This is a genomic window from Acidithrix ferrooxidans (assembly GCF_000949295.1).
Lineage (GTDB): Bacteria > Actinomycetota > Acidimicrobiia > Acidimicrobiales > Acidimicrobiaceae > Acidithrix > Acidithrix ferrooxidans.
The window spans coordinates 1-2,194 of the sequence record NZ_JXYS01000146.1 but is presented as its reverse complement, the minus strand read 5'-3'; the positions used below and the strand labels follow the sequence as shown (position 1 = coordinate 2,194).

Here is a 2,194-nt window from a genome sequence, read left to right as displayed (position 1 = left end):
CAGATCCTATGTATCTCAGAGCGTCGCAGGGATAAAGAAGAGGCAATTGCAGAGGTATGCAAACTAAGTTCCAGAGTGCATTTGACAAACTAGCTGACTCAGTTAAGCGTGGTCAATATTCCAATGCCACAACTGTGGCTTCAAGAATAGGAAAGCTAAAGCAAGAGCATCGCTCTATTGCACGTCGCTATGAGATAGATGCCATAACTGGCGATGACCAAAAAGTCAAAGAGCTGGTTTTGACTGAGAAACCAAAAGTAAAAGAAGCAGCTGAGACTCTCTATGGTGCCTATGTGATTGAGACCAATAGGAACGATCTAGAACCAGAAGAGATCTGGAAGCTCTATATGACCCTAACAAAGGTAGAGGATGCATTCAAAGCCCTAAAGAGCAATCTAGGGATGAGACCGATCTATCACCAACTAGCTAGTCGTACCGCTGCTCATCTATTTATCTCAGTAGTTGCTTATCACCTCTATGGAGCAATTGCACTTAGCTTGTCTCAAGCCGGTGACAAAAGAAGTGTTCACAGCATTCTTGCTCAAGTGTCTACCCATAGCCGCTTGAACGTAACGATGTTAGATGATAACAAACGTCTACATAACCTTCGTATCTCCTCTACTCCAAACTCTACCCAAAAAGAGATCTACTCGATTCTTGGAGTAGTAGATACCCTAGCTCGAACCAAGAAGGTGATTGCTCAACTGTAGTGCCCAAATCCAGACACCAATATGGTCATGACCTGGGCTTTCATGGGGTGGTTGCCGAAAGTAGGGCTAGGATTATCGAACTGGCTAGTCGCGTGGAGAAAATCGATACCATCGTGGCAGCGATTAAGTCAATAGCAGGTCAAACCAATTTGCTTGCTCTAAATGCAGCTATTGAGGCAGCTAGAGCCGGAGATGCGGGTCTTGGATTTGCGGTTGTCGCAGATGAAGTTCGAAGTCTGGCAGAGCGATCTCGAACGGCAGCGACTGAAATTGCCGGGACGATTTCTGAGATTAGAAATGAAGCAGCTAATTTGGTGACGTTGGTCTCCCAAAGCCTCGAGCGAACCGGTGAGGGCGATGCTCTAATACAAAACACCTCTGCTGTGCTATTTGATATCGTGGGTAAGATCAGTGGAAACGCAGAGCGTATTGAACAAATCGCCGCTGCGACTGAACAACAGTCAGTTATGGCTAAAACGATTGCTCAAAATGTATCAATGCTTTCCAGCGGTTTTTGATAATTTATTGACTTTGTCCCAGTTGGTCTTTTGAAGTGCAACGAGGTATCTCGGGCTAAGTTCTACGAGGAGCCACTGAAGAGTTAAAAACTACTTCCCATGATAGAGTTCGAAATTGATATTCCATAGATAAGGGCAATTTCTATGGAATAAGTTCATAATTTTAACTCGAAGTGATGGATCGAGATTAAAGTTTTTAGGCTCTCCTAACCCTCATGTGGGTCACCAAGACCCCATAACTGATAAGTAACGCCTGTACGATAAGAACTTTTGGGTCTTTAAAAGCATTGAATGAAACGTGCACGGTTTGTGACCTCTAAATTTGAAGTTACTAACACACAGATTTAGGAGATCTAACCGTGCACGCTAACTCTCTAGTCAAGCAGTTGCTTGACGTTAAAGGTGTCATTGTCAACGATATTTTTATCTCAAAAGATGAAATTGTTGTAGATGTCAAACTTGCACGATCCAAACTCGCATGTCCACCGTGTTGTTGAATAAGCCGTAAATTCAAAACAAAATACCGCTACGACATCAGAACTTATCAACTCTCGCTGGAGACATCTTGACATGGGAATACGTCGTACTTGGATCTCTTGTGCCCTACGGAGACCGAAATGCCCCAATCATGGAGTAATCACTGAGTCAGTGCCATTTGGGTGACCGGTATCGTAAATCTCGCTTCACGAGAGACTTTGAACATCTAGTTGCCGGCTCAACCGCAAAGATGGATAAAACAACAGTTACGAAGCTCACCCGGATTGCTCAGAAAACAGTTGGTACGATCTGTGAGAGAGTAGTAGCCAAAGAGATCGATCCAAAGCGACTAGAGAAGCTCTCAATAATAGGGGTAGATGAGATTGCCTATCGTAAATACCATAAGTACATAACCCAAGTTATTTAGAGCCCGTAACAGATCATGAAACTGGAAAGATCGTCTATGGAGCAGAAGGAAAAAGCGCTAAG

At 43.8% G+C, this 2,194-nt stretch carries 3 protein-coding genes; all 3 read left to right on the top strand.

Features of this window, described 5'->3' with window-relative positions; translation table 11 throughout:
- Window positions 1-56: 56 nt before the first annotated feature.
- The 3 genes from AXFE_RS17590 (at window position 57) to AXFE_RS17580 (ending at window position 2,132) form a co-directional block, all read left to right on the top strand.
- On the top strand, window positions 57-710 hold the full coding sequence (locus tag AXFE_RS17590; protein WP_052605187.1) for an IS1634 family transposase: 654 nt from the start codon (window positions 57-59) through the stop codon (window positions 708-710).
- Entirely contained in the window at window positions 710-1,228 is a 519-nt protein-coding gene (locus tag AXFE_RS17585; RefSeq protein WP_052607200.1) for a methyl-accepting chemotaxis protein, read from the top strand. The genes AXFE_RS17590 and AXFE_RS17585 overlap by 1 nt, the downstream gene beginning before the upstream one ends.
- 655 nt (window positions 1,229-1,883) lie before the next feature.
- Entirely contained in the window at window positions 1,884-2,132 is a 249-nt protein-coding gene (locus tag AXFE_RS17580; protein WP_052607199.1) for a DDE transposase, read from the top strand.
- Window positions 2,133-2,194: the final 62 nt, after the last annotated feature.